The 22,961-nt window shown below is 64.4% G+C and carries 23 protein-coding genes and 1 tRNA gene; 2 read left to right on the top strand and 22 right to left on the bottom strand.

Translation table 11 applies throughout. The annotated features are described in order from the left end of the window. Nucleotides 1-11: 11 nt before the first annotated feature. The 21 genes from nuoL to ACN9MV_RS11745 form a co-directional block, all read right to left on the bottom strand. A complete protein-coding gene (nuoL, locus tag ACN9MV_RS11845) occupies nt 12-2,045 on the bottom strand; it encodes an NADH-quinone oxidoreductase subunit L (protein WP_426392347.1) in 2,034 nt (677 codons plus the stop codon). Between the two features lie 7 nt (nt 2,046-2,052). Beyond that, nucleotides 2,053-2,361 (bottom strand): NADH-quinone oxidoreductase subunit NuoK, encoded by a 309-nt coding sequence (gene nuoK, locus ACN9MV_RS11840; protein WP_019653383.1) that lies wholly within the window; start codon nt 2,359-2,361, stop codon nt 2,053-2,055. Further along, nucleotides 2,358-3,008 carry an NADH-quinone oxidoreductase subunit J gene (locus ACN9MV_RS11835; RefSeq protein WP_093057845.1) on the bottom strand — a complete coding sequence of 217 codons (651 nt, stop codon included), beginning with the start codon at nt 3,006-3,008 and terminating at the stop codon, nt 2,358-2,360. Before ACN9MV_RS11835 ends, nuoK begins: the two co-directional genes overlap by 4 nt. Before the next feature lie 38 nt (nt 3,009-3,046). Then, complete coding sequence (gene nuoI, locus ACN9MV_RS11830; protein ID WP_042579825.1) at nt 3,047-3,568, bottom strand: NADH-quinone oxidoreductase subunit NuoI; 522 nt, start codon at nt 3,566-3,568, stop codon at nt 3,047-3,049. Between the two features lie 17 nt (nt 3,569-3,585). Continuing rightward, nucleotides 3,586-4,665 carry an NADH-quinone oxidoreductase subunit NuoH gene (gene nuoH / locus ACN9MV_RS11825; protein ID WP_426392346.1) on the bottom strand — a complete coding sequence of 360 codons (1,080 nt, stop codon included), beginning with the start codon at nt 4,663-4,665 and terminating at the stop codon, nt 3,586-3,588. Next, nucleotides 4,662-6,833, bottom strand: coding sequence for an NADH-quinone oxidoreductase subunit NuoG (nuoG, locus tag ACN9MV_RS11820; RefSeq protein WP_426392345.1), 2,172 nt, complete (start codon nt 6,831-6,833; stop codon nt 4,662-4,664). Before nuoG ends, nuoH begins: the two co-directional genes overlap by 4 nt. A 20-nt stretch (nt 6,834-6,853) precedes the next feature. Continuing rightward, nucleotides 6,854-8,194: an NADH-quinone oxidoreductase subunit NuoF gene (gene nuoF / locus ACN9MV_RS11815; protein WP_093057847.1), complete on the bottom strand. Its 1,341-nt coding sequence runs from the start codon at nt 8,192-8,194 to the stop codon at nt 6,854-6,856. Next, complete coding sequence (gene nuoE / locus ACN9MV_RS11810) at nt 8,194-8,733, bottom strand: NADH-quinone oxidoreductase subunit NuoE (protein WP_093057848.1); 540 nt, start codon at nt 8,731-8,733, stop codon at nt 8,194-8,196. The genes nuoF and nuoE overlap by 1 nt, the downstream gene beginning before the upstream one ends. A gap of 10 nt (nt 8,734-8,743) precedes the next feature. Next, nucleotides 8,744-9,997, bottom strand: coding sequence for an NADH-quinone oxidoreductase subunit D (locus tag ACN9MV_RS11805; protein ID WP_093057849.1), 1,254 nt, complete (start codon nt 9,995-9,997; stop codon nt 8,744-8,746). Nucleotide 9,998: 1 nt separating this feature from the next. Continuing rightward, nucleotides 9,999-10,610 (bottom strand): NADH-quinone oxidoreductase subunit C, encoded by a 612-nt coding sequence (locus ACN9MV_RS11800; protein WP_093057850.1) that lies wholly within the window; start codon nt 10,608-10,610, stop codon nt 9,999-10,001. Nucleotides 10,611-10,623: 13 nt separating this feature from the next. Next, complete coding sequence (locus ACN9MV_RS11795) at nt 10,624-11,103, bottom strand: NuoB/complex I 20 kDa subunit family protein (RefSeq protein WP_007837763.1); 480 nt, start codon at nt 11,101-11,103, stop codon at nt 10,624-10,626. Between the two features lie 12 nt (nt 11,104-11,115). Further along, nucleotides 11,116-11,475, bottom strand: a complete 360-nt coding sequence (locus ACN9MV_RS11790) for an NADH-quinone oxidoreductase subunit A (protein ID WP_012748607.1) — start codon at nt 11,473-11,475, stop codon at nt 11,116-11,118. A gap of 67 nt (nt 11,476-11,542) precedes the next feature. Next, nucleotides 11,543-11,627 (bottom strand) — tRNA-Leu (locus ACN9MV_RS11785). 119 nt (nt 11,628-11,746) lie between these two features. After that, nucleotides 11,747-12,148 carry a preprotein translocase subunit SecG gene (gene secG, locus ACN9MV_RS11780; RefSeq protein WP_093057851.1) on the bottom strand — a complete coding sequence of 134 codons (402 nt, stop codon included), beginning with the start codon at nt 12,146-12,148 and terminating at the stop codon, nt 11,747-11,749. Nucleotides 12,149-12,184: 36 nt separating this feature from the next. After that, nucleotides 12,185-12,949, bottom strand: coding sequence for a triose-phosphate isomerase (gene tpiA, locus ACN9MV_RS11775; RefSeq protein WP_007837775.1), 765 nt, complete (start codon nt 12,947-12,949; stop codon nt 12,185-12,187). A 20-nt stretch (nt 12,950-12,969) separates the two neighbouring features. Beyond that, nucleotides 12,970-13,968 carry an NAD(P)H-quinone oxidoreductase gene (locus ACN9MV_RS11770; protein WP_093057853.1) on the bottom strand — a complete coding sequence of 333 codons (999 nt, stop codon included), beginning with the start codon at nt 13,966-13,968 and terminating at the stop codon, nt 12,970-12,972. 90 nt (nt 13,969-14,058) lie between these two features. Continuing rightward, a complete protein-coding gene (gene pnp / locus ACN9MV_RS11765; protein ID WP_093057854.1) occupies nt 14,059-16,362 on the bottom strand; it encodes a polyribonucleotide nucleotidyltransferase in 2,304 nt (767 codons plus the stop codon). Between the two features lie 206 nt (nt 16,363-16,568). Then, the gene (rpsO, locus tag ACN9MV_RS11760) at nt 16,569-16,835 is read right to left on the bottom strand and encodes a 30S ribosomal protein S15 (RefSeq protein WP_007837783.1); all 267 of its coding nucleotides are present in this window, start codon (nt 16,833-16,835) and stop codon (nt 16,569-16,571) included. An 88-nt stretch (nt 16,836-16,923) separates the two neighbouring features. Next, on the bottom strand, nt 16,924-17,859 hold the full coding sequence (locus tag ACN9MV_RS11755) for a DMT family transporter (RefSeq protein WP_426393161.1): 936 nt from the start codon (nt 17,857-17,859) through the stop codon (nt 16,924-16,926). An 81-nt stretch (nt 17,860-17,940) separates the two neighbouring features. Beyond that, a complete protein-coding gene (locus tag ACN9MV_RS11750; RefSeq protein WP_426392340.1) occupies nt 17,941-19,113 on the bottom strand; it encodes a pyridoxal phosphate-dependent aminotransferase in 1,173 nt (390 codons plus the stop codon). Nucleotides 19,114-19,140: 27 nt separating this feature from the next. Beyond that, nucleotides 19,141-20,433: a branched-chain amino acid ABC transporter substrate-binding protein gene (locus tag ACN9MV_RS11745; protein ID WP_426392339.1), complete on the bottom strand. Its 1,293-nt coding sequence runs from the start codon at nt 20,431-20,433 to the stop codon at nt 19,141-19,143. Between the two features lie 124 nt (nt 20,434-20,557). Here ACN9MV_RS11745 and ACN9MV_RS11740 point away from each other — a divergent pair, with 124 nt between their 5' ends. Then, nucleotides 20,558-20,929 (top strand): Hsp20/alpha crystallin family protein, encoded by a 372-nt coding sequence (locus ACN9MV_RS11740; RefSeq protein ID WP_093057925.1) that lies wholly within the window; start codon nt 20,558-20,560, stop codon nt 20,927-20,929. Between the two features lie 187 nt (nt 20,930-21,116). Next, on the top strand, nt 21,117-21,851 hold the full coding sequence (locus tag ACN9MV_RS11735; RefSeq protein WP_093057858.1) for an alpha/beta hydrolase-fold protein: 735 nt from the start codon (nt 21,117-21,119) through the stop codon (nt 21,849-21,851). Here ACN9MV_RS11735 and tsaD read toward each other — a convergent pair. Next, a complete protein-coding gene (gene tsaD / locus ACN9MV_RS11730) occupies nt 21,808-22,848 on the bottom strand; it encodes a tRNA (adenosine(37)-N6)-threonylcarbamoyltransferase complex transferase subunit TsaD (protein WP_093057859.1) in 1,041 nt (346 codons plus the stop codon). The genes ACN9MV_RS11735 and tsaD overlap by 44 nt on opposite strands. Nucleotides 22,849-22,961 lie beyond the last annotated feature (113 nt).

The raw sequence follows: 22,961 nt of genomic DNA, 5'->3' as shown, positions 1-22,961 counted from the left end.
CAGCGCTAGGCTCAGCGTTTGAACCAGACGAAGTACGTCATCAGGATGAAGATGCCGAGCAGCATCGCGAAGGCATAGTGGTAGATGTAGCCAGACTGCATCCAGCGCACCACACCCGAAATCCGGCCGATCACTTTCCACGAACCGTTGACGACGGCTCCGTCGATCAAGGCCTGGTCGCCACCCTTCCACAGACCGGTGCCAAGCGCGCGCGTGGCGCGGGCAATGACGTTCTCGTTGAACCAGTCCATGTAGTACTTGTTCTCGAGCAGGCGGTAGATCGGGCCGCAGGCGCGCTTGATCGCAGCCGGCAGCGCCGGGTTGATCATGTACATGTACCAGGACAGGACCACGCCAGCCAGCGCCAGCCAGAACGGCGCAGCCTGCAGGCCGTGGATGGCCATGGCCACCGGGCCGTGGAAGGCTTCTTCCAGTTCCTTCATGGCGTGGTGCTTGGTGCCGTCCACGACGATCGCGTTCTTGAAGAACTCGCCGAACAGCATCGGCTCGATCGTCATGAAGCCGATCACCACCGAGGGGATGGCCAGCAGCACCAGCGGCAGCCAGACGACCCAAGGCGATTCGTGCGGCTTCTGGTCATGGCCGTGACCATGATCGTCATGACCGTGGCCATGGTCGTCATGGTGCGCATCGGGGTTCTGGTCGTAGCGTTCCTTGCCGTGGAAGACCAGGAAGTACATGCGGAACGAATAGAACGCCGTGATGAACACGCCGGCCAGCACCGCGTAGTACGCGAAGTTCGCGCCCCACAGGTGGCTTTCGTGCACCGCCTCGATGATGCTGTCCTTCGAGTAGAAGCCGGCAAAGAACGGCGTGCCGATCAGCGCGAGCGAACCCAGCAGCGAGGTGATCCAGGTGATCGGCATGTACTTGCGCACACCGCCCATCCAGCGGATGTCCTGGTTGTGGTGCATGCCGATGATCACCGAGCCGGCGCCGAGGAACAGCAGCGCCTTGAAGAACGCGTGCGTCATCAGGTGGAACACCGCGACCGAGTAGGCCGAGGCACCGAGCGCCACCGTCATGTAGCCGAGCTGCGAGAGCGTCGAGTACGCGACCACGCGCTTGATGTCGTTCTGGATGATGCCCAGGAAGCCCATGAACAGCGCGGTGATGGCGCCGATCACGAGGATGAAGCTCAGTGCCGTGTCGCTCAGCTCGAACAGCGGCGACATGCGCGCCACCATGAAGATGCCGGCCGTCACCATCGTTGCCGCGTGGATCAGCGCGGAGATGGGCGTCGGGCCTTCCATCGAGTCGGGCAGCCACACGTGCAGCGGGAACTGGGCGCTCTTGCCCATCGCGCCGATGAACAGGCAGATGCAGATCACGGTGATGAGCATCCACTCGGTGCCCGGGAACGTGATACCGGCCAGCGTACCCGCCTTGGCAAAGGCCTCGGTGTAGTTCAGCGTGCCGGCGTAGGCGGCGATCAGGCCGATGCCGAGGATGAAGCCGAAGTCGCCCACACGGTTGACCAGGAAGGCCTTCATGTTCGCGAAGATCGCGGTCGGCTTGTTGAACCAGAAACCGATCAGCAGGTACGACACCAGGCCCACCGCTTCCCAGCCGAAGAACAGCTGGAGCATGTTGTTGCTCATGACGAGCATCAGCATCGAGAAGGTGAACAGCGAGATGTACGCGAAGAAGCGGTTGTAGCCGTCGTCTTCTTCCATGTAGCCGATGGTGTAGATGTGGACCATCAGTGACACGAAGGTCACGACGCACATCATCATGGCGGTGAGGCCGTCGACCATGAAGCCGACTTCCATCTTCAGGCCGCCCACGACCATCCATTCATAGATGGTTTCGTTGAAGCGGGCGCCGTCGGCCACCACGCTCTTGAGCGTCATGGCCGAGATGATGAAGGCGACCAGCACGCCCAGGATGGTCAGCGAATGCGTGACCTTGCGGCCGATGTGATTGCCGCCGAACTTGGTGCCGAACAGGCCAGCGACAGCGGCGCCGACCAGGGGTGCCAGCGGCACGGCCAGCAAGGTGGATGCGGAAAGGGTTGCGCTCATGTTGCTTTCAACCCTTGAGCGAGTTGAGTTCGTCGACGTTGATGTTCGACTTGTTGCGGAACAGCAGAACCAGCAGCGCCAGCCCGATGGCCGACTCGGCCGCAGCCACCGTCAGGATGAAGAACACGAAGATCTGGCCGTGCATGTCGCCCAGGAAGTGCGAGAACGCCACGAAGTTCATGTTGACCGCGAGCAGCATCAGCTCGATGGCCATCAGCAGGACGATCAGGTTCTTGCGGTTCAGGAAGATGCCGATCACGGACAGCGCGAAGAGCATCGCGCCGAGCGAAAGAAAGTGTCCGAGCGTGAGCGTCATGCCTTGTTTTCCTTTGCAGCGTCCGCAGCTTCAACCACAGGCTCGGCAGCACGCGTTGCCGGCATCTGCACGATACGCACGCGGTCGCGCGCCTTCACGCGGACCTGGTCGGCCGGGTTGACGTACTTGCTGTCCTTGCGGGTGCGCAGCGTCAACGCGATGGCGGCCACGATGGCCACGAGCAGGATGACCGCGGCAATTTCCAGCGGGTAGAGGTATTCGGAGTAAAGCAGCTTGCCGAGTTCGAGCGTATTGGAAGTGTTGGCCCCCAACGCACCGGCAGCAGCGCGCGGCTCGCCGAGGCGGAAGCCGCCCATGAGCACGGCCGCCATTTCGAGCGCAATCAGCGCACCGACGCCTGCCGCCAGCGGAAAGTGCTTCCAGAAGCCCTCTCGCAGGCCGTCGACGTTGATGTCCAGCATCATCACCACGAACAGGAAGAGCACCATCACGGCGCCGACATACACCAGCACAAGCGAGATCGCGAGGAACTCGGCGCGCAGCAGCAGCCAGATGGCCGATGCCTGGAAGAAGGCCAGAACCAGGTACAGCGCGGCGTACACGGGGTTGCGGGCGGTGATGACGCGGAACGCTGCAAACAGCAGCACCACGGCAAACAGATAGAACAGACCGGTCTTGACGTCCATTGGAATTCGAATTGGTACGGGGTTCGGGCTGGTCGGAATCAGCGGTACTTGGCGTCAGCCGCCTTGTTCGCTGCGATTTCTTTTTCGTAGCGGTCGCCCACGGCCAGCAGCATGTCCTTGGTGAAGTACAGGTCGCCGCGCTTTTCGCCGTGGTATTCGAAGATGTGCGTCTCGACGATCGAGTCGACCGGGCAGCTCTCTTCGCAGAAGCCGCAGAAGATGCACTTGGTCAGGTCGATGTCGTAGCGCGTGGTGCGGCGCGAGCCGTCGTCGCGCACATCCGATTCGATGGTGATGGCCAGCGCCGGGCAGACAGCCTCGCAGAGCTTGCAGGCAATGCAGCGCTCTTCGCCGTTTTCATAGCGGCGCAGCGCGTGCAGGCCGCGGAATCGCGGCGACAGCGGCGTCTTCTCTTCGGGGAACTGCACCGTGATCTTGCGGGCAAAGGCGTACTTGCCGGTAATGGCCAGGCCCTTGAACAGCTCGAACAGCATGAAGCTGCCCAGGAAGTCCTTGAGCGAGAACGGCGCGGACGGTGTTGCGGTGTGCGCAGCAGACATGATGTTGGCGCTTCCTGTTATTTCCAGATGTTGAACGGCGTCTGCATCCAGCCACCGACCACGACCAGCCACACGAGGGTGACGGGAATGAAGATCTTCCAGCCCAGACGCATGATCTGGTCATAGCGGAAGCGCGGGAACGTCGAACGCACCCACAGGAACATGGTGACCACGCAGAAGGTCTTGAGGCCCAGCCAGATCCAGCCCGGAATGATGCTCAGGAACTCGAACGGCGGCAGCCATCCGCCGAGGAACAGCACCACGGTCAGGATCGAGACGAGCCACATGTTGGCGTACTCGGCCAGGAAGAACATCGCGAAGCTCATGCCCGAGTACTCGATCATGTGGCCGGCAACGATTTCGGACTCGCCTTCCACCACGTCGAACGGGTGGCGGTTGGTCTCGGCCAGACCGGAGATGAAGTACACGACGAAGATCGGCAGCAGCGGCAGCCAGTTCCACGACAGGAAGCCGACGCCCATGCTGGCGAACATGCCCTTGCCTTGGACGTTCACGATCTCGCTCATGTTCAGGCTGCCGGTGACCATCAGCACCACGACGAAGCAGAAGCCCATCGCGATTTCGTAGCTCACCATCTGTGCCGAGGCGCGCAGCGCGCCCAGGAAGGCGTACTTCGAGTTCGAGGCCCAGCCGGCGATGATCACGCCGTACACCTCGAGGGAGGTGATGGCCATCACGAACAGCAGGCCGGCGTTGATGTTGGCCAGCGCCACGTCGGGGCCGAAGGGAATCACGGCCCATGCGGCGAGCGCCGGCATGATGGTCATGATCGGGCCCAGCAGGAACAGGCCCTTGTTGGCGACCGTCGGAAGAATGATTTCCTTGGTCATCAGCTTGAGCGCGTCGGCGATCGGCTGGAGCAGGCCCAGCGGTCCGATGCGGTTCGGGCCGATACGGATCTGCGTGAAGCCGATGGCCTTGCGTTCCCACAGCGTGAGGTACGCCACAGCCAGCATCAGCGGGATCACGACCACGATGATCTTGATCAGCGTCCAGATAAGGGGCCAGACCACAGCGGTCCACCAGCCTGCGGCAACCAGCCCCTGGCCGAAGCCATGAATGGTGTCGACGATCATGCCAGTGCCTCCTCGGCACGCGCCGACACGTTCGATCCAGCCGATGCATTGCGCGCGTCGGCAGTCAGTTGCAGCGACGGTGCGCGGCGCACGATCGAGTCGAGCTGGTAGATGCTCGCGACCACGGGTGCAGCAGTTGCACCGCTGGAAGCGACGGCATTGGCGGAGGTGGCGTTGTTCAGCGCATTCGCCGGCACCGCGCCCTTGTCACCGATGGTGGCCAGCACCTCAGTGGTCGATTCGAACGCGAAGCCGGGCAGGCCCAGCAGGTTGGCCAGCACGCGCAGCACCTTCCACGCCGGGCGCGTTTCGCCTTGCGGCTTCACGACGGCATGGAAACCTTGCAGGCGGCCTTCGGCATTGACGAAGGTACCGGGGGTTTCGGTGAACGGAGCGATCGGGAGCAGCACGTCGCTGAACTCGAGGTTGGCCTTGAAGGGGCTCAGCGTGACGACCATTTGCGCATTGCCGATGACATCGGCAGCGGCGGCGCCAGCGGCCGAGTCGAACACCGGCTCGGTGTTCAGCAGCATCACGGCCTTCAGGCCGGAACCGGCGGCGAGCATGCGGCCGGCATCGAGGCCGCCGTTCTTCGGGAAAGCGCCGACGATCTGCGCGCCAACGGTGTTGGCGGCTTCGGTCAGGTAGCCGACGGTGGCGCCCGTTTGCGCACCGATCCAGTTCGCGAGGGCCAGCAGGCTGCTGGCTTGTGCGTGGTGGGCAGCTGCATTGCCGAGCAGGATGGCCTTGCGTTCGCCGCTCAGCAGCGAGGCTGCGATGGCTTGCGCGGCGGCGTCAGGCGCGTTCTTCGGTGCCAGGGGCGCGGCTGCGCCATTGGTCTGGCCGATGGCGGCAGCAACTGCGGCCAGCGCCTCGACCCATTGATCGGCTTCGACGATGGACGCCTGCGCCACGTCGATGGCCCAGGCGTCGCGGGCAGCCATCAGGCTGGCCGAAGTGATCACCGACAGCACGGCGCCCTTGCGCACGGCCTGGCGGATGCGCTGTGCGAACAGCGGATGTTCCTTGCGCAGGTTCGAGCCGACGACCAGCGCGCGCTGCACTTGCGTGAGCGAAGCGATCGAGGTGCCGAGCCAGCGCACGCCTTCGAACGCCGTGAATTCGGCGTTGCGCAGGCGGTAGTCGATGTTGTCGCTGCCGAGTTCACGCGTGAGCAAGGCGGCGAGCTGCAGCTCCTCGAGCGTGCTGTGTGGGCTGACCAGCGTGCCAATGCTTTGCGCGCCGTGGTCGGCCTTGATCTGCTTGAGGCCGTTGGCAACGTACTCGAGCGCCGTCTGCCAGTCGACCTGCTGCCACTGGCCGCCCTGCTTCAGCATGGGCTGCGTCAGGCGTTCCGGGCCATTGAGCGCTTCGTACGAGAAGCGGTCGCGGTCGGCAATCCAGCACTCGTTGACGTCTTCGTTCTCGAGCGGCACCACGCGCATCACGCGGTTGTTCTTGACCTGGACGATCAGGTTGGCGCCGGTGGAGTCATGCGGGCTCACCGACTTGCGACGCGACAGTTCCCAGGTGCGGGCACTGTAGCGGAAGGGCTTGCTCGTGAGCGCGCCGACCGGGCAGATGTCGATCATGTTGCCCGACAGTTCGGAGTCGACCGAGTCGCCGAGGAAAGTTTCGATTTCGGAGTGCTCGCCGCGGTGCGACATGCCGAGCTCCATCACGCCGGCCACTTCCTGGCCAAAGCGGACGCAGCGCGTGCAATGGATGCAGCGGCTCATTTCTTCCATGCTGATCAGCGGGCCCACGTCCTTGTGGAACACGACGCGCTTTTCTTCTTCGTAGCGCGAAGAAGAACCGCCGTAGCCAACGGCCAGGTCCTGCAGCTGGCATTCGCCGCCCTGGTCGCAGATGGGGCAATCCAGCGGATGGTTGATCAGGAGGAACTCCATGACCGACTGCTGCGCCTTGATGGCCTTTTCGCTCTTGGTGCGAACGATCATGCCCTGCGTGACGGGCGTGGCACAGGCCGGCATCGGCTTGGGCGCTTTTTCCACGTCGACGAGGCACATGCGGCAGTTGGCCGCGATGCTGAGTTTCTTGTGATAGCAGAAGTGCGGGATGTACGTGCCCGCCTTGTCGGCCGCATGCATCACCATGCTGCCTTCGGTCACTTCGACCTTCTTGCCGTCGAGTTCGATTTCGATCATGAGTATGTTTCTTCTCGCGCTCAGGCCTTGACGGGCGCCGTCGGAACGTAGCCCGGGATCAGGGCTTCGAACTCGTGACGGAAGTGCTTGATCATGGCGCGCACCGGCATCGCTGCCGCATCGCCGAGCGCACAGATGGTGCGGCCCATGATGTCGCCGGCGACGGAGTCCAGCAGTTGCAGGTCGCTGGGCTTGCCCTGGCCGTTGTGGATGCGGTCCACCACGCGGTAGAGCCAGCCAGTGCCTTCGCGGCACGGCGTGCACTGGCCGCAGGACTCGTGCATGTAGAAGTACGAGAGGCGCTTGAGCGACTCGACCATCGAACGGCTGTCGTCCATGACGATCACCGCGCCCGAACCGAGCATGGAGCCGGCCTTGGCGATGGAGTCGTAGTCCATGGTGCAGGCCATCATGATGTCGGCCGGCAGCACCGGCGCCGACGATCCGCCGGGGATCACGGCCTTCAGCGTGCGGCCCTTGCGCACGCCGCCGGCCAGCTCGAGGAGCTTGGAGAACGGCGTGCCCATGGGCACTTCGTAGTTGCCGGGTAGCTCGACGTCACCGCTCACCGAGTAGATCTTGGTACCGCCGTTGTTCGGCTTGCCGCATTCGAGGTAAGCCGGACCACCGTTGCGGATGATCCAGGGCACCGCCGCGAAGGTCTCGGTGTTGTTGATGGTGGTCGGCTTGCCGTACAGGCCGAAGCTGGCCGGGAACGGCGGCTTGAAGCGCGGCTGGCCCTTCTTGCCTTCGAGCGATTCGAGCAGCGCGGTTTCTTCGCCGCAGATGTAGGCGCCGAAGCCGTGGGCGGCGTGCAACTGGAAGTTGTACGTACTGCCCATGATCTTGTCGCCGAGGTAGCCGGCGGCGCGCGCTTCTTCGAGGGCTTCCTCGAAGCGGTCGTAGCTCTGGAAGATCTCGCCGTGGATGTAGTTGTAGCCCACGCTGATGCCCATCGCATACGCGGCGATGGCCATGCCTTCGATCACGATGTGCGGGTTGAACTGCAGGATGTCGCGGTCCTTGCACGTGCCCGGTTCGCCTTCGTCCGAATTGCAGACGAGGTACTTCTGGCCCGGGAACTGGCGGGGCATGAAGCTCCACTTCAGGCCGGTCGGAAAACCGGCGCCGCCACGGCCGCGCAGGCCCGAAGCCTTGACTTCGGCGATCACCTGGTCGGGCGTGAGGCCCTCGGTGAGGATCTTGCGCAGCGCCTGGTAGCCGCCGCGCGCCTCGTAGTCGGCCAGACGCCAGTTGGTGCCGTCGAGGCCCGCATAGATCTGCGGCTCGATGTGACGGTCATGGAAGCAGGTCTGGACGCCCGTCGCCTGGAACTGCTGGAGCACTTGTTCGGGTGACATCAGGCAGCCTCCCCTTTGGTGGAACCGCGCAGGCCTTCGATGAGCTGGTCGAGCTTCTCGTTGCTCATGAAGCTGCACATGGTGCGGTCGTTGACCAGCATCACGGGCGAATCGGCGCAGGCGCCCAGGCATTCGCTCTGCTGCAGCGTGAACAGGCCGTCGGCCGTGGTCTCGCCCATCTTGATGCCGAGCTTCTTCTCGAGGTGCACGAGGGCGGTGACGCCATCGCGCAGCTGGCAAGGCAGGTTGGTGCACACGTTGAGCTTGAACTTGCCCACCGGATGCTGGTTGTACATGTTGTAGAAGGTCGTCACTTCATGCACGGCGATGGGCGCCATGCCGAGGTACTCGGCAATCTCGCGCTCGCGCTGCAGGCTGACGTGGCCCTCGTCCTGCTGGACGATGGCGAGGCAGGCCATCACGGCGGATTGCTTGCCTGCTTCGGGGTACTTGGCGACCTCGCGCGCAAAGCGCTCGAGGATCGTAGTCTTCAACGGCGCCGAGGGCGCCGCGTCATGGTGGGTCGAGGAAGTCGTCATTCGCTCTTTCTCACCTGTCGATCTCGCCGAACACGATGTCCATCGTGCCGATCACCGCGACAGCGTCGGCGATCATGTGACCGCGCGACATTTCGTCGAGGGCGGCGAGGTGCGGGAAACCAGGGGCGCGGATCTTCAGGCGGTACGGCTTGTTGGCGCCGTCGCTCACGAGATAGATACCGAACTCGCCCTTCGGATGCTCGACGGCGGCATACGCCTCGCCTTCGGGCACGTGGAAGCCTTCGGTGAAGAGCTTGAAATGGTGGATCAGCTCCTCCATGTTCGCCTTCATCGATTCGCGCGCGGGCGCGGCGACCTTGTGGTTATCGGTGATGACAGGGCCGGGGTTGGCACGCAGCCAGGCCGAGCACTGCTGGATGATCTTGTTGGCCTGGCGCATCTCTTCGACGCGGACCAGGTAGCGGTCGTAGCAGTCGCCGGTCTTGCCGACGGGCACGTCGAACTGCATCTGGTCGTAGACGTCGTAGGGCTGCTTCTTGCGCAGGTCCCATTCGATGCCCGAGCCGCGCAGCATGGGGCCGGTGAAGCCGAGATTCAGCGCGCGCTCCGGCGTGACCACGCCGATGCCCACGGTGCGCTGCTTCCAGATGCGGTTGTCGGTGAGCAGCGTCTCGTACTCGTCGACCATCTTCGGGAAGCGCTTGCAGAAGTCGTCGACGAAGTCGAGCAGCGAGCCCTGGCGGTTCTCGTTGAGCTTCTCGATAGCCTTCGCGTTCTTGATCTTGCTGACCTTGTACTGCGGCATTGCATCCGGCAGGTCGCGGTAGACGCCACCCGGACGAAAGTACGCCGCGTGCATGCGCGCGCCGGACACGGCCTCGTACATGTCGAACAGGTCTTCGCGCTCGCGGAAGCAGTAGATGAGCATGTTCATCGCACCGCAATCCAGACCGTGCGCACCGAGCCACAGCAGGTGGTTCAGCAGGCGGGTGATCTCGGCGAACATCACGCGGATGTACTGCGCGCGGATCGGCACTTCGAGGCCCATCATCCGCTCGATGGCGAGGCAGTACGCGTGCTCGTTGCTCATCATCGACACGTAGTCGAGACGGTCCATGTACGGCAGCGACTGGATGAAGGTGCGCGATTCGGCAAGCTTCTCGGTCGCGCGGTGCAGCAGGCCGATGTGGGGGTCGGCGCGCTGGATCACTTCGCCGTCCAGCTCGAGCACCAGGCGCAGCACGCCGTGTGCCGCAGGGTGCTGGGGACCGAAGTTGAGTGTGTAGTTCTTGATTTCGGCCATATCAGTGCAAACCGCCGCCGTAGTTGTCTTCGCGGATCACGCGCGGGGTGATTTCGCGCGGCTCGATGGAAACCGGCTGGTAGACCACGCGCTTCTGTTCTTCGTCGTAACGCATCTCGACGTGACCCGACACCGGGAAGTCCTTGCGGAACGGATGGCCGATGAAGCCGTAGTCGGTCAGGATGCGGCGCAGGTCGTCGTGACCGTCGAACACGATGCCGTAGAGGTCGAAGGCTTCGCGCTCGAACCAGGTGGCGGCATTCCAGACGGGCTGCAGCGAATCGACCACAGGCAGGTCTTCGTTCGGCGCGAACACCTTCAGGCGCACGCGCTGGTTGAGGCTTACCGACAGCAGGTGCGTGACGACGCAGTAGCGTTCGCCCTGCCACTCACCTTCGCGGTAGTCGGAGTAGTCCATGCCGCAGAGGTCGATCAGCTGCTCGAAGCGGCAGCCGGGCGCATCGCGCAGCAGCAAGGCGGCTTCTATGTAGTCGGCAGCGCCGACCACCACGGTCACCTCTTCCAGGGCAAGCGTCACGCTCTTGGCCTTGGCACCGAGCGTCTCGGCGATGGTGGCGCGCAGCACCTCCGGCGAAATTGCAAAGTCAGTCATCGTCGGCAATCCCTCAGGCGCGGGCAATGGTGTTGGTGCGGCGAATCTTCTGCTGCAACTGGATCACGCCGTAGAGCAAAGCCTCGGCGGTGGGCGGGCAACCCGGAACGTAGACATCGACCGGCACGATGCGGTCGCAGCCGCGCACGACGGAATAGCTGTAGTGGTAGTAGCCACCGCCATTCGCGCACGAACCCATCGACAACACCCAGCGCGGCTCGGGCATCTGGTCGTAGACCTTGCGCAAGGCCGGAGCCATCTTGTTGCACAGCGTTCCGGCCACGATCATCAGATCGGACTGACGTGGGCTGGGGCGAAACAGCATGCCGAAACGATCGATGTCGTAGCGGGCGGCGCCCGCGTGCATCATTTCCACCGCACAGCATGCGAGGCCGAAGGTCATCGGCCAGAGAGATCCGGTCTTCGCCCAATTCACCACCGAGTCGTAGGTGGTGGTGACGAAACCTTCTTTGAGAACGCCTTCAATGGCCATCGTGATTCCTTGTCATTCCCAGTCGAGCGCGCCTTTTTTCCACTCGTAGGCGAAGCCCACGACGAGGATGGCGAGAAAGATCATCATGGCCCAGAAGCCGACAGCACCGATCTCCTTGAGCGCAATGGCCCACGGAAAGAGAAAGGCAATTTCGAGATCGAACAGGATGAAGAGAATCGCAACGAGGTAGTAGCGCACGTCGAACTTCATGCGTGCGTCCTCGAAGGCTTCAAAGCCACACTCGTAGGGAGCGTTCTTTGCGGCGTCGGGCCTGTTGGGGCCGAGAATGTATCCGATGACCTGAGGGGCGACGCCTACGCCGACTCCGACCAGAATGAACAAAAGGACGGGGAGGTAGGAGTCGAGATTCATCGAGAGTTTTTCACCGCTTGCCACCGGCAAGAGAAGCCCCTGGATGAGGCTTTCTGCCGATGAGATTTGGTGCGGTCGGCGAGACTCGAACTCGCACAGCTTTCGCCACTACCCCCTCAAGATAGCGTGTCTACCAATTTCACCACGACCGCGGTTTTTGCTGCTCGGATGGCATGAGGTACCTGCAAGAGGCATTTGGCTTTCCGAACAGATTTAGAGTTTACCCTGAAATGAAGCCATTTCTCACAGGCAACTCATGAAAACGAGTTGATTACTTGCTCGGAATCTGACCCGCGCCCGAAACCGGGGCAGCAGGAGCCGAAGCAGGCGCACTGGGAGCCGCCGCACCAGGAATTTCACTCGCTGCACCAGAAGCCGGCGTGGCCGGCGCACCCACTGCAGCGCGCTCCAGAAGACTGCCGCCGCCCGCAGGACGCGCGTGGCTGAAATAGGCCAGCAGCAGCGTGCATGCGAAGAACACCGCAGCAAGCACAGCCGTGGTGCGCGAGAGGAAGTTGGCACTGCCGCTGGCACCGAACAGGCTGCCGGCACTGCCGCTGCCGAAGGCCGCACCCATGTCGGCGCCCTTGCCGTGCTGGATCAGGATCAGGCCGATCATTGCGAGGGCCGTCAGCATCTGCACACCGACCAGTAGATTGAGGACCAGGTTCATTCGTTCTTACTCCTAAGTGATACAGCCGTTGCGCGTTCAGCGCGCAGCGGCGGAAATGATCTGCAGAAAATCGGGCGCCTTGAGCGAAGCGCCACCGATGAGGCCGCCATCGATGTCGGCCTGCGCCAGCAGTTCTGCGGCGTTGGCGGCGTTCATGCTGCCGCCATAAAGAATCTGAATGCCGGCTGCATGCTCGCTCGCTGCGTGATGCAACTGCGCGCGCAGCACCGCATGCACCGCTTGCGCCTGCTCCGGCGTAGCCGTCTTGCCCGTACCGATGGCCCAGACAGGCTCGTACGCCACGACGATCTCGCTGATGCAATGGCCGTTCACATGAATGACCGCAGCCAGCTGACGCTTGACGACTTCTTCGGTCTGCCCTGCTTCGCGCTGTGCCAGCGTTTCGCCGACACAGACGATCGGCGTGATGCCATTGGCCAGCGCTGCCGCCGTCTTGGCCGCGACCGCTTCATCGGTCTCGCCGTGGTATTGCCGACGCTCGGAGTGACCGACGATGGCATAGCGCACGCCGAAGTCCTTCAGCATCGCCGCCGATTGCTCGCCGGTGAAGGCGCCTTGCGGATGAGCCGAAATGTCCTGCGCGCCCAACGCCAGTGCCGGCGAACCCGCCAGCAGCGACTGCAGTTGCGCGAAGTACGGCGCAGGCGCGCACAGCGCCACATCGCAAGCCGCCGGACTTGCGGCCAGGCCTTGCTGCAAGGCCTTCACCAGCGCCTCGTTGGCAGCCAGGCTGCCGTTCATCTTCCAGTTGCCAGCGATCAGTTTCTTCTTGGTCGTCATCGCGTTCGTCTTCTCGTCACTCACCATGTCAGCACGATCTTGCCGATGTGCTGGTTCGATTCCATCAGCGCGTGAGCCTGGGCTGCGCCGCTGGGCTCGCCCGCCGCCGCAAAGATGCTGTGGATCACGGGCTTGATTGCGCCGCTTTCCAGCAGTGGCCACACCTTCTCGCGCAGGGCCTTGGCAATGGCGCCCTTGAACGCCACCGGCCGCGGACGCAGCGTCGAGCCGGTGATCGTGAGCCGCCTGCGCAGCACGAGGCCCGCATTGATCTCGCTCTTCACGCCGCCCTGCACCGCGATGATCACGAGCCGGCCATCTTCGGCCAGGCACTCGATCTCGCGCGCCACGTAGTCGCCGGCAACCATGTCGAGCACCACGTCCACACCCTTGCCGCCGGTGAGCTTCTTCGCCTCTTCGACGAAGTCGCTCGTGCGGTAGTTGATGGCATGGTCGGCGCCGAGCTTCAGGCAGGCTTCGCACTTGTCGTCGCTGCCGGCCGTGACGATCACGGTCGCACCGAGCGCCTTGGCGATCTGGATCGCCGTGACGCCGATGCCGCTCGAGCCGCCCTGGATCAGCAGCGTCTCACCCTTTTGCAGGCGGCCGCGGTCAAACACATTGCTCCAGACGGTGAAGAAGGTCTCGGGCAGCGAAGCTGCATCGATGTCGCTCCAGCCCTTGGGCACCGGCAGGCATTGCGCCACGGGCGCCACGCACAGCTCGGCATAGCCGCCACCGGCGATCAGCGCACAGACACGGTCACCAACCTTGAAGCCCGCCTCGGCCAGCGCCGCAGCGTCACCCGAGACAATCTCGCCGGCCACTTCGAGGCCCGGCAGATCGGAAGCGCCCGGCGGCACGGGGTAGTGCCCCTTGCGCTGCAGCACGTCCGGGCGATTGACGCCACTTGCCGCCACACGGATCAGCAGTTCGCCCGCACCCGCTACCGGGTCGGGACGCTGCGCAACGCGCAGCACCTCGGGGGCACCGTACGAAGTGATTTCAATGGCTTTCATGGTCTTTCGGCCTCCAACGCCCGCAGATGGGGCGAAGCTTGATGTTCAAAAGATAGCAACGGCAGCCGAAGGACCGTCGTTGCGCCCTTCTTACTCCTGAGGCTCGCGCGGGGCTTGTTGCTGCTGCTCGCCGGCCGGAGCCTGCGGCTGCTCGTTGCGCGGCTGCTGTTGCTCGTTGTTGAAGCGCGGTGCGCGCTCGCCACGGTCACCACCGCGGTCGCCGCGATCGCCACGGTCACGGCGCTCGCCACGGTCACCGCGGTCTTCGCGCGGCGGGCGCTCGCTGTATTCCATGCCGGCCGGACGCTCGGTCAGGGCCTTCATGGACAGCTTGACGCGGCCCTTCTCGTCCGTTTCCAGAACCTTGACCTTGACGATCTGGCCTTCGCTCAGATAGTCGGTCACCTTCTCGACGCGTTCGTGCGCAATCTGGCTGATGTGCAGCAGGCCGTCCTTGCCGGGCAGCAGGTTGATGAGCGCGCCGAAGTCCAGGATCTTGGTGACCGGGCCTTCGTAGACCTTGCCGATTTCAACTTCGGCCGTGATCTGCTCGATGCGCTTCTTGGCCAGCTCGGCCTTTTCCGGATCGGTCGAAGCGATGGTGATGGTGCCGTCTTCGTCGATGTTGATCGTCGTGCCGGTTTCTTCCTGCAGGCCACGGATGACCGAGCCGCCCTTGCCGATCACGTCGCGGATCTTCTCGGGGTTGATCTTCAGCGTGGTCAGGCGCGGTGCGAAGCTGGAGACTTCGGCCTTGGCCTCGCCCATGGCTTCCTGCATCTTGCCCAGGATGTGCATGCGCGCTTCCTTGGCCTGTGCCAGTGCGACCTGCATGATTTCCTTGGTGATGCCCTGGATCTTGATGTCCATCTGCAGCGCGGTGATGCCGTTGGTGGTACCCGCAACCTTGAAGTCCATGTCGCCCAGGTGATCTTCGTCGCCCAGGATGTCGGTCAGCACCGCGAAGCGGTTGTCTTCCTTGATCAGGCCCATGGCGATGCCGGCCACGTGCGCCTTCATGGGCACGCCGGCGTCCATCATCGAGAGGCAGCCGCCGCAGACCGAAGCCATCGACGACGAGCCGTTCGACTCGGTGATTTCCGACACCACGCGAACCGTGTACGGGAATTCTTCCTTGTTCGGCAACACGGCGACGAGCGCGCGCTTGGCCAGGCGGCCGTGGCCGATTTCGCGGCGCTTGGTCGAGCCCATGCGGCCCACTTCGCCGGTGGCAAAGGGAGGCATGTTGTAGTGGAACAGGAAGCGGTCTTCGTATTCGCCGGCCAGCGCGTCGATGCGCTGAGCGTCGCGTTCGGTGCCGAGCGTGGTGATGACCAGCGCCTGGGTTTCGCCGCGCGTGAACAGCGCCGAACCGTGGGTGCGGGGCAGCACCGAGTTGCGGATTTCGATGGGACGCACGGTGCGCGTGTCGCGGCCGTCGATGCGGGGCTCGCCCGACAGGATCTGGCTGCGCACGATCTTCGATTCGATGGCGAACAGCAGGTCACTGACCTTGCCGGAGTCGAACTCGGCGCCTTCGGCCTTCAGTGCCTCGAGCACGCTGGCGTTGGCTTCGCGCAGGGCTTGCGTACGGGCTTGCTTGCTGCGAATTTGATAGACGGCGCGCAGCTTGTCTTCGGCCAGGCCCTTGACCTTGGCGACGAAGGCTTCGTCTTCGGCGGGGGCCTTCCAGTCCCACACCGGCTTGCCGGCGTCGCGCACGAGTTCATGGATCGCGTTGATGGCGATATTGGCTTGCTCGTGGCCGAACACCACGCCGCCCAACATGATTTCTTCGCTGAGCTGCAGGGCTTCGGATTCGACCATCAGCACGGCGGATTGCGTGCCGGCGACGACGAGGTCCATCTGCGAATCCTTGCGAGCCGTCTGGCCCGGATTCAGCACGTACTGGCCGTTGATGTAGCCCACGCGGGCTGCACCGATCGGGCCGTTGAACGGCACGCCGGAGATCGACAGCGCAGCGCTCACGCCGATCATGGCGGCGATGTCGGCATCGACTTCGGGGTTGAGCGACACGGTGTGGATGACCACATGCACTTCGTTCAGGAAGCCTTCGGGGAACAGCGGGCGGATCGGGCGGTCGATCAGGCGGCTGGTCAGCGTTTCGTGTTCGCTGGGCTTGGCTTCGCGCTTGAAGAAGCTGCCGGGGATCTTGCCCGCGGCGTAGGTCTTCTCGATGTAGTCGACGGTCAGCGGGAAGAAGTCCTGGCCGGCCTTGGCCGACTTGGAGGCAACCACGGTCGCGAGGATGACGGTGCCGTCGATGTCGACGAGCACGGCACCGCTGGCCTGGCGGGCGATTTCACCCGTTTCCATGACGACGGTCTTGTCGCCCCATTGGAACGACTTGGTGACTTTGTTGAAGAGGCTCATGTTTTGCTCCTGTTTTGATAGCAGACTACACAGAGTCCGCAAGAGACGGAGGCTTCTCAGAACACGATGCCATTCCAGCGAAGCTCGGGGCGAACTTCATTGGAATGACACAGCTTCGCTCTGTTTGGGCACTCCGAAAGTGGATCGCGAAGTAAAAAACGCCTGAGCTAGCGGACTAACCCAGGCGTTTTTTCATGCGATTCGATTTACTTGCGCAGACCCAGCTTGGCGATCAGCGCGGTGTAACGGTCGGCGTCCTTGGACTTGAGGTAGTCGAGGAGCTTGCGGCGGCGGCTCACCATGCGCAGCAGGCCGCGACGGCCGTGGTGGTCCTTGGCGTGCGTCTTGAAGTGGGGGGTGAGCTCGTTAATGCGGGCGGTCAGCAGTGCGACTTGCACTTCGGGGCTGCCGGTGTCGTTGGCGGCGCGGGCGTTGTCCTTGACAACTTCTGCCTTGATGGAGGCTGCGATCATGTTAATTTCCTTGTTCCGGGATGTTTGACTTGCGGTGTGCGCTGGAACTGCACCCACCGTGCGCCTTGCGGCATGCAAAGCCTTGGAATTATAGCCCGACCGTCCTGATCGGGCTTTCAGGCCCCTTTGGGGGCCTTTCATCGAGCGAAGCCAGCCCCACGGCGCCCAGCACGCAGGCTGCCCCGCCGATCTGCGCCAGGCTGATGCTTTCGCCCAGCCAGAGCGCGGCCAGCGCCAGCGCCGAAACCGGCAGAACGGCCGTGAAAAGCGCCGCCTCGGCCCCGCGCAGCCGGGACGATCCGGCAAACCACAGCACGAAGCCCAGCACCGTTGGCACTAACGCGTAGTAGGCGACACCAGCCAGCGCCTCCGCCGGCAAGGGGTGCTCCCAAGCTCGCTCGAACAGCGCTGGTACCAGTGACAGCAGCAGCCCGAAGGCCGTCATCAGCGTCGACAGCGCCAGCGGACGCACCGGCACCCGCAGGCGCTTGTTGAGCAGGATGAACATCGCCTCGCAAACCACCGCGCCCAAAACCAGCAGGTTGCCGATCAGCGCCGCCGGGGATTTTGAGTCCCCCGCCGAAGCCTGGCCCGCCCCGGGCCAGCTGATCGCCAGCACCCCCGCCGTCGCCAGCACGATGCTGCCCACCAGAAACCGCCCCGGCCGCTCGCGCAGCGCAATCACCGCCACCAGCGCCGCCACAGCAGGCAAGGTGCCCGCCACCACGCCCGCACTGGCCGCCGGTGCCCAGCGCACGCCAAGGATCAGCAGCACGGTGTAGCCCACGCTCCCCAGCCCCGCCTGGCACACCAGCAGCGCCAGATCCTGCCGGCCGGGCCGCGGCCACGGCGTGCGGGTCAGCCGCAGCAGCACCAGGAACACCGGCAGCGCCATCGCGAACCGCAGCGCGGTCGCGGTGAACGGCGGCAGCCCGCCCGCGATGACCTTGCTGGCCACCACCGTGCTGCCGACCGTGACCATCGCCAGCGCGCACAGCGCCATCCCCTTCAACCGTTGCGACAACATGCCGAGCCTTTCGCTTTCGAGAAAAACCCGAGCTTCGCGGCCCCGGTGCGCCGCGTCTTGAACGAAATTGCAGCCGGCTCAGCCCTTGCCGGGTTGTTGTTCCGCCAGCCAGTTGCGCAACCGCTCCACGCCCTTCACCAGCCGCTGCGGGTCTTTCGACGCAAAGCACCAGCGCAGCCAGCCCTGCGCTTCAGGTGCGAAGGCGTTGCCCGGCGCGAGCCCCAGGCCCGCCTCTGCCACCAGCCGCTTGGCCACTTCGAGCGAATCGCCGAAGCCTTCGAGCCGGAAGAAGGCGTACATGCCGCCCTTGGCCGAGGCCACCTGCACGCCCGGCAGCGCCGCCAGCAGCGGCACCAGCGTGTCGCGGCATTGCTTCAGGTGCGCCACCACGCGCGGCGTGATCTCGCTCGTGTGCTCGATGGCGGTGATGGCGGCGCGCTGCGTGAACACGCTGGCGCATGAGGTGTTGAACTCGATCAGCTTGCCGATGCCGTCCACCATCGACGGCGGCAGCACCAGCCAGCCGAGGCGCCAGCCCGTCATCAGGAAGCTCTTCGAGAAGCTGTGCGTGACGACGATACGGTCGTCAGGCTTCGAGATGTCGAGGAAGCTCGGCGCGCAGCCATTGGGCGTCGGCTCGTAGTACAGCCGCTCGTACACCTCGTCGGCAAGGATCCACGTGCCGGTCTTGCGGCAATGGTCGAGCACGGCCTGCTGCTCGTCGCGCGTCATGGTCCAGCCCGTGGGGTTGTTCGGCGCGTTGACGATCAGCAGCTTCGTCTTCGACGTGACCGCTGCGCGCAACGCGGGCAGGTCGAGCGTCCACTGGCCCTTCACCGGCACCAGCGACAGCGTGCGCACGTGCGCGCCCATGATCGCGGGCTGCGCCGTCAGGTTGGGCCACACCGGCGTCACGGCGACCACTTCGTCGCCCGCATCGACCAGCGCCTGCACCGCGAGCATCAGCGCGCTCACGCCGCCCGAGGTGACGGCGATGCGCGAGGCGTCGACCGCCGGATGCAGCCCGCTGGTATAACGCGCGATGGCTTCGCGCAGTTCGGGCAGGCCGAGGTTGTGGGCGTAGAAGGTTTCGCCCCGCTGCAGCGACTCGATGGCCGACTGGCGGATCACCTCGGGTGTGACTTCGTCGCTTTCGCCGAACCAGAAGGCCAGCACGTCGTCGCGGCCCATGCCGGCATTGGCGACTTCGCGGATCTTCGATGCTTCGAGGTTGTGGATGGCTTCACGCATGTCTGGTTGTCCTGTTCATCATCGTCATCAAGGTCTCTTCATCTTGCACGAGGTCGGCAGCTCGGCGCGCTCGGGGGCGATGGTCTTGACCACCCGAAAGCCGTAGCCGGAGCCTTCGACGTCGAACTGCACGCCCGGCCTGCCCTGCCTGTCCATCACGCCGACCACGAGCTGCTGCTGGAACTGGTGGTCCGCAGCGCGCATGCGCCCGCGCTGGCCGTACAGGCTCACGTCGGCCTGCTCCAGCGCGCGTGCCACAGGCACCGCGTCGACACTGCCCGCGCGTTCGATGGCCTGTACGAGCGCTTCGATCATCAGCGCCAGCCGCATGTGCACATAGTCTTCGGCTGGCTTCGGAAAGCGCGCGCGGAAGGCGCGGTAGAAGGCTTCGGACTGCGTCGTCTGCACGTTGGGCAGCCAGTCGGCCACCGCGATCACGCGTCCGATGCCCGCATCGCCGATGGCTGCGGGCGCACCGAGCGCATTGCCGTAGAAGGTATAGAAGGTGCCGTTGAAGCCCGCTTCGCGCGCCGCCTTCACCAGCAGCGTGAGGTCGTTGCCCCAGTTGCCCGTGACCACGGCCTGCGCACCGCTCGCGATGATCTTGGTGGCATAGGGCGCAAAGTCTTTCACCTTGCCCATCGGGTGCAGCTCGTCGCCGACGATCTCCACGTCGGGCCGCTGTGCGCCGAGCTGCCGGCGCGCCTCGCGCAGCACGGCCTGGCCGAAGCTGTAGTCCTGTCCGATCAGGTAGACGCGCCTAAGCGCTGCGTCGTCCTTCACCACGTCCATCAGCGCTGCCACGCGCATGTCGGCATGGGCGTCGAAGCGAAAGTGCCAGAAGCTGCAGCGCTCGTTCGTGAGCACCGGGTCGACCGCCGCGTAGTTGAGGAAGATCACGCGCCGCGACGGGTCGCGCTCGTTGTTCTTGTCGATGGCATCGACCAGCGCCGCGGCCGTGGCCGACGAGTTGCCCTGCAGCACGATGCGCGCGCCGTCGTCCATCGCGGCGCGCAGCGCGGAGAGCGCTTCTTCGTTCTGTCCCTTGCTGTCGTAGCGATCGAGCTGCAGGGGCCGCGCGCCGCCGGGCAGCTTGATGCCGCCGCGCGCATTCACGCGCTCCACCGCCCACAACAGATTGCGGAACACGGCCTCGCCGGTGTTGGCGAAGGGGCCGCTCATGCTTTCGATGAGTGCCAGGCGAATGGGCGCAGGTGGCGATGAAACCGATGCTTGTGCCAGCGCGGCGAAGGGCCTCGCGCATAGCGCCAGCGCCGCGAATTTCAAGGCCTCGCGACGCCAAATAAAGGGGGGATTCATTGTCTTGAAACGCGTGCGGCTGCGCCTAGATGAGGTCTCAAGCGGCACTCACGATTGAACGGCCGCGCAGTGTAAGGGACACACATTCCTTGTCCCCATTGTGTTGATTCAGGAGTTCTTCATCATGTTTTTCGCCCCCACCCTTCGCACCGCCCGCTTTGCTCCCCGCGCCTATGACCGCTCGTTCGAACGCTTCGTGAACGATGCCTTCGCCGGTGCCCGCCGCTCGCCGCTGGTCGAGCAGGACGACAAGAGCTGGACCCTCTCGCTCGACGTGCCGGGTTTCACGCGCGAGGACCTCGCGATCAGCATCGAAGGCGCCGTGCTGCGCATCGACAGCAAGGCCGAAGCCAAGCGCCAGTTCAAGGCCGCCTACGAGCTGCCGCAGGACATCGACGTGGCCACCAGCGAAGCAAAGCTCGAGAACGGCGTGCTCACGCTGAAGCTCGGCAAGCTGGTCCCCGTGAGCCAGGCCACTCAGTTACAAATCAACTAATTTGGCCTATGCCCACAAGAGGAAAATGTTAGTTAAGGCCTCGTTTTGACTTTAAACGAGCACCTTATTCACAATAGCGCTAGATAACGTCACATGATGTGACGTTTTCTTAGAACTTTCTTCTTCGTGGGCGTCTCGTAAACGCACCGAACTCGCTACGGTGCGGTTCGGGTGCCCCAAAGGCACCATGAAAACGCACCTTCAATCCGCCAACCCCAACGAACAATCCGACACGCTCCTGGTGTTCCTGCCCGGGGCGTACCTGAAGCCCGACGAGTTCGAGCGCGAAGGGTTCATCGCAGCCGTGCGCGAACGCCATCTGGCGGCCGACTCCCTGCTGGTGGACGCGGATGTTTCCTACTACTACGAACAGACGCTGAGCGATCGCCTCCACACCGAGGTCATCGAGCCGCAGCGCGCCAAGGGCTACAAGTCGATCTGGCTCGTGGGCATTTCCATCGGCGGCTTCGGCGCGCTCATTCACGAACTGGCGCGGCCGGGCTCGGTGGACGGCATCGTGGCGCTCGCGCCCTACCTGGGACGCCGGGTGCTCGGCGCGGAGATCAAGAAGGCCGGCGGCCTGCGCACCTGGCAGGCGCCTACCGGGCCGCAGCCCGACGAAGAGCCCGACCGCAAGCTCTGGCCCTTCTTCCAGCAGTACCTGGAAGCCCAGCCGTCGCAGAACCTGCCGCCGCTCTACCTGGGCTTCGGGCTCGACGACCGCTTTGCCAGCAACCACAAGCTGCTGGCCGACGCCCTGCCGCCGGGGCGCGTCTTCACGACCGAGGGTGGCCATGACTGGCCGCAGTGGCGCCAGCTGTGGCGCAACGTGCTCGACGTACTGCCGCTGCCGGCAATCGGCCGATCAAAGCAACTGCTTACGCAGTCTCCGGTAGCGAAGCCATGGGCCATCGCGGCCTGACGTCGAAGGCATAGCGCTCGCTCGCCTGCGACAGCCCCGACTGCAGCCGCATTGCCGCAGCCATGGCGATCATCGCGCCGTTGTCGGTACACAGGTGCAGCTCCGGGTAGTGCACGCGCACCTTGCGCTTGGCGCACGCGGCGTTCAGCTGTTCGCGCAGATTCCTGTTGGCTCCCACTCCCCCCGCCACCACCAGGCGCTTGAGCCCGGTCTGGTCGAGCGCGGCAAGCGACTTCTTCAGCAGCACCTCGACGATGGCTGCCTGCGTGGACGCGGCCAAGTCGGCCTTGTTCGCTTCGAGCTGGTCGCCGAGCTTCTTGGCCTGCGTGAGCACGGCCGTCTTCAGGCCGGCAAAAGAAAAATCGAGATCGCCGCTGTGCAGCAGCGGCCGCGGCAGCTTGAAGGCCGTGGCACTGCCGCCTTCGGCCAGCTTCGCGAGCCACGGCCCACCCGGGTACGGCAAGCCCATGAGCTTGGCGCTCTTGTCGAAGGCCTCGCCGGCCGCGTCGTCGATGGTTTCGCCGAGCAGCTCGTAGCGGCCCACGCCGTCCACCCGCATCAGCTGGGTGTGGCCGCCCGACACGAGCAGCGCGACGAACGGAAACTCCGGCGGATCGGCGCTCAGGAACGGCGACAGCAGATGCCCTTCGAGGTGATGCACGCCCAGCACCGGCTTGCCAAGCGCCACGCCCAGCGCACAGGCCACGCCGGCGCCCACCAGCAGCGCGCCCGCCAGGCCCGGCCCGCGTGTGTAGGCCACCACGTCGATCTCGCCCAGCGTGCGGCCGGCTTCGGCCATGACGGCTTCGGTCAGCGGCAGCACGCGGCGAATGTGGTCGCGGCTGGCCAGTTCGGGCACCACGCCGCCGTAGGCCTGGTGCATGGCGATCTGGCTGTGCAGCGCGTGCGAAAGCAGCAGCGGCAGCGCGTCGCCGTGCGACTCGACCAGCGCCACGCCGGTTTCATCGCAGGATGATTCGATTCCCAACAAGAGCATGCCGCCGAGTGTAGGCGGCGCCCTCCCCCGGCACCCGCGAAGGGGCAAACGGCGGCGCTCTCCACTCCCCGAGGCACGGATGTTGCGTCGACCATGCCAGAGCCCCGCGCCCT

It is taken from the genome of Variovorax sp. R-27 (assembly GCF_049913215.1).
Taxonomy (GTDB): domain Bacteria; phylum Pseudomonadota; class Gammaproteobacteria; order Burkholderiales; family Burkholderiaceae_C; genus Variovorax.
The sequence above is the reverse complement of the archived record's forward strand: the minus strand, read 5'-3'. Positions and strand labels throughout refer to the sequence as shown.

What these genes read in the sequence shown, in the direction of transcription:
- nuoL (WP_426392347.1), bottom strand. Translation starts at nt 2,045, where the DNA reads ATGAGCGCAACCCTTTCCGCATCCACCTTGCTGGCCGTGCCGCTGGCA.
- nuoK (WP_019653383.1), bottom strand. Translation starts at nt 2,361, where the DNA reads ATGACGCTCACGCTCGGACACTTTCTTTCGCTCGGCGCGATGCTCTTC.
- ACN9MV_RS11835 (WP_093057845.1), bottom strand. Translation starts at nt 3,008, where the DNA reads ATGGACGTCAAGACCGGTCTGTTCTATCTGTTTGCCGTGGTGCTGCTG.
- nuoI (WP_042579825.1), bottom strand. Translation starts at nt 3,568, where the DNA reads ATGTCTGCTGCGCACACCGCAACACCGTCCGCGCCGTTCTCGCTCAAG.
- nuoH (WP_426392346.1), bottom strand. Translation starts at nt 4,665, where the DNA reads ATGATCGTCGACACCATTCATGGCTTCGGCCAGGGGCTGGTTGCCGCA.
- nuoG (WP_426392345.1), bottom strand. Translation starts at nt 6,833, where the DNA reads ATGATCGAAATCGAACTCGACGGCAAGAAGGTCGAAGTGACCGAAGGC.
- nuoF (WP_093057847.1), bottom strand. Translation starts at nt 8,194, where the DNA reads ATGTCACCCGAACAAGTGCTCCAGCAGTTCCAGGCGACGGGCGTCCAG.
- nuoE (WP_093057848.1), bottom strand. Translation starts at nt 8,733, where the DNA reads ATGACGACTTCCTCGACCCACCATGACGCGGCGCCCTCGGCGCCGTTG.
- ACN9MV_RS11805 (WP_093057849.1), bottom strand. Translation starts at nt 9,997, where the DNA reads ATGGCCGAAATCAAGAACTACACACTCAACTTCGGTCCCCAGCACCCT.
- ACN9MV_RS11800 (WP_093057850.1), bottom strand. Translation starts at nt 10,610, where the DNA reads ATGACTGACTTTGCAATTTCGCCGGAGGTGCTGCGCGCCACCATCGCC.
- ACN9MV_RS11795 (WP_007837763.1), bottom strand. Translation starts at nt 11,103, where the DNA reads ATGGCCATTGAAGGCGTTCTCAAAGAAGGTTTCGTCACCACCACCTAC.
- ACN9MV_RS11790 (WP_012748607.1), bottom strand. Translation starts at nt 11,475, where the DNA reads ATGAATCTCGACTCCTACCTCCCCGTCCTTTTGTTCATTCTGGTCGGA.
- secG (WP_093057851.1), bottom strand. Translation starts at nt 12,148, where the DNA reads ATGAACCTGGTCCTCAATCTACTGGTCGGTGTGCAGATGCTGACGGCC.
- tpiA (WP_007837775.1), bottom strand. Translation starts at nt 12,949, where the DNA reads ATGACGACCAAGAAGAAACTGATCGCTGGCAACTGGAAGATGAACGGC.
- ACN9MV_RS11770 (WP_093057853.1), bottom strand. Translation starts at nt 13,968, where the DNA reads ATGAAAGCCATTGAAATCACTTCGTACGGTGCCCCCGAGGTGCTGCGC.
- pnp (WP_093057854.1), bottom strand. Translation starts at nt 16,362, where the DNA reads ATGAGCCTCTTCAACAAAGTCACCAAGTCGTTCCAATGGGGCGACAAG.
- rpsO (WP_007837783.1), bottom strand. Translation starts at nt 16,835, where the DNA reads ATGATCGCAGCCTCCATCAAGGCAGAAGTTGTCAAGGACAACGCCCGC.
- ACN9MV_RS11750 (WP_426392340.1), bottom strand. Translation starts at nt 19,113, where the DNA reads ATGCGTGAAGCCATCCACAACCTCGAAGCATCGAAGATCCGCGAAGTC.
- ACN9MV_RS11745 (WP_426392339.1), bottom strand. Translation starts at nt 20,433, where the DNA reads ATGAATCCCCCCTTTATTTGGCGTCGCGAGGCCTTGAAATTCGCGGCG.
- ACN9MV_RS11740 (WP_093057925.1), top strand. Translation starts at nt 20,558, where the DNA reads ATGTTTTTCGCCCCCACCCTTCGCACCGCCCGCTTTGCTCCCCGCGCC.
- ACN9MV_RS11735 (WP_093057858.1), top strand. Translation starts at nt 21,117, where the DNA reads ATGAAAACGCACCTTCAATCCGCCAACCCCAACGAACAATCCGACACG.
- tsaD (WP_093057859.1), bottom strand. Translation starts at nt 22,848, where the DNA reads ATGCTCTTGTTGGGAATCGAATCATCCTGCGATGAAACCGGCGTGGCG.